This window comes from Candidatus Obscuribacterales bacterium (genome assembly GCA_036703605.1).
GTDB lineage: Bacteria > Cyanobacteriota > Cyanobacteriia > RECH01 > RECH01 > RECH01.
Genome location: DATNRH010001024.1, coordinates 1 through 2,551 on the forward strand (window position 1 = coordinate 1; position 2,551 = coordinate 2,551).

Sequence of the window (2,551 nt, forward strand, 5' to 3'; positions counted from 1 at the left end):
ATTTTAATCGTGGTGGTTTTTCCGGCTCCATTGGCACCGAGGAGTCCATAGATTTCGCCATGGCGCACCGTAATATCCACATGGTCTACAGCGCAGAAGCTCCCAAAGGTTTTTTGCAGCGAGCGAGCGGCGATCGCTACCTTGCCTAAGGACGGCCCCGGGCGCGCTGTGGGAAAGCTTAAATAGGGTGGATCTAGTCCCTGCTGCCGCAGATGATTCACAAACACGTTTTCGAGGGTTGGTGTTGTGTGCTGCATCCTATCGACGTGGATGTGCTGTTGGGCTAAATGCTGGCGCACCTGCCGGTCTGCTATACCAGGATCTGTAACCAAAATATCTAAGCGATCGCCAAAGGTCTGAATATCCACCAGCCCCGAAACGGTTGCGCCCTGAAGCGCCGTCTCCGCTTGGGCAATATCCGTCGCCCACACCTCCAGACGCTGGAGTCCCAACCCCTGACGTAGGTTAGCTAAAGTACCCATTTGCTGAAGCTCGCCCCCGTAAATCAGGGCAATGCGATGACAACGTTCCGCTTCATCCAGGTAGGGGGTAGCCACCACCACCGTGACCCCAGTGGAAGCGACGGTGGCCAGCAAATCCCAAAACTCTCGCCGCGATACGGGATCAACGCCCGTCGTCGGTTCATCTAATAACAGCACGGCTGGATTGGCTACGAGAGCGCAACAGAGGGCCAGCTTTTGCTTCATGCCGCCAGATAGGTTGCTGGCCAGGCGATCGCCAAAGGCATCTAAGCCCACCTGTTTGAGGAGATGGGGGACGCGTTCGATCCAGCGTGCGGCCGGCACCCGCCGCAGTCCAGCACTGTAGCGCAGATTTTCCATCACCGTTAGATCGGGGTAGAGGGAAAATTTCTGGGTCACGTAACCGACGTTGAGCTGGGCTTGCCTGGGCGGTTTGCCCAACAGACTGACCTGGCCGGCGGTAGCCTCCATCACCCCTGCCAGAATCTGAAAGGTGGTGGTTTTCCCAGCTCCATCGGGGCCGATTAAGCCAAAAATTTCTCCTGATTGAACGGTGAAGTCTATACCCTGAAGAGCTTTGAGGGATCCGTAGGATTTATGCAATCCCTGGACAGCGATCGCTGATGTGGTTCCAAGGGGTGCTGGCGAGGTTGGCGGCAAGGGTGCTGGCATCACTCCTCCTCAGACAGCACAATCTCACCATCCGCTGGCATTCCTGGTTTAGCAAAGCCATCGGGATTGTCGATGCCCAGCCTCAGACCAAACACCTGGGTGACCCGGTCGTCGCGGAAGTAAATATTTTCTGGCGTGAAGGATGCTTCAGTATCAACAGCGATCACCGTTGCCGCCAGCGGTTGATTGGGATCCGAGTCGAGAAACACCTGGGCGGCTTGCCCCACGCGCACATTGCCCACCTCACCCTGGGGAATGTAGCCTCGCAGATACACATCATCAAGGTTAATCACCGTCGCCACGGTTGCCCCAGCTCCAATCACCTCCCCCGGCTCCACCATGCGGTTGAGCACCACGCCATCAATGGGACTGACAATGGCTAAATTCGCCAACCGCGCCGCCACTTCCTGCTCTAGAGCGATCGCTCTCTCAACCTCCGCTTGGGCCGCCCTCCATTGAGACTGGGCTTGCTCAAGCTGGCGCTGCAGGCGGGTGAGCTGGGCTGAACGAATGTCGGGGTTAAACTGGGTGGTTTGGGCTTGAACCAGGCCACCTTGGGCCGCACTAACCTGTCGTTCCGCCGCAAGCAGGGTGGCCTGGCTGGCGGCCAGATTACTTTGGGCTGTTTCAAAACGGGTTTGCGCAACGTCAAGATCCTGCTGGGGCACTGCCCCATCGGCCAAGAGCGACTGCAGGCGATCGCGCTCCACTTCCGCTAAGTGCAATTCCGATACAGCCCGCTGTACCTGGGCTTGGGCTTGGGCAAGCTGGGCCTCGGCGGTGGCTACCGTGGCCTCTGCCTGGCTGACCCGCCCCACCGTGTCCCCTTCTGATTGCTGTAACGTCAATTCTGCTTCGGCAAGTTGGCTTTGCACCACGGCTATCTGGCTCTCAGCTTGGATCACCTGCTGCCTTGCCACCAAGGTGGCTGCCTGAGCCGCTTGATACGTCGCCTGCAGCTCTCCATCATCGAGGCGAGCAATCACTTGGCCTGCCTGAACGCGATCGCCCTCCCGCACCGCCACAGACTCGACCCGTCCACCAGTTTTCGCCCCCAGGTCGATATCGTACCCTTCAATGCGTCCGCTCAGGGTCAACCCAGCCTCTTTAGGCTGAAATAGCCATGTCTTTACTCCCCATCCGGCTGCTACTGCTATGAGGAGCAGGGGGATGATCAGTCGTAAGAGCGATCGCTTCGGTGGGTCAGTTTGAACCGTCTGCCCTGCTGGACTGGACGTTGGACTAGATGAAGGATTGGATGGAGCAACCTGAGTCATAACAAAGCCTAGAGAGAAGACATACCAAGGTTGAACAGAATATGGGTCAGTCAACGTCATCATCGCTGAATGCTCAAACCCTGATGAGACGAGGGTTGAGCGAAGCCAAAACCCGGCAAC

At 57.7% G+C, this 2,551-nt stretch carries 2 protein-coding genes; both read right to left on the bottom strand.

Annotated features, from left to right (window positions below):
* Positions 1-1,154 (bottom strand): ATP-binding cassette domain-containing protein (locus tag V6D20_20960; GenBank protein HEY9818251.1); only part of this gene is annotated, 1,154 nt, incomplete at its 3' end.
* Positions 1,154-2,431 (bottom strand): HlyD family efflux transporter periplasmic adaptor subunit, encoded by a 1,278-nt coding sequence (locus V6D20_20965; protein HEY9818252.1) that lies wholly within the window; start codon positions 2,429-2,431, stop codon positions 1,154-1,156. The genes V6D20_20965 and V6D20_20960, both read right to left, overlap by 1 nt.
* Positions 2,432-2,551 lie beyond the last annotated feature (120 nt).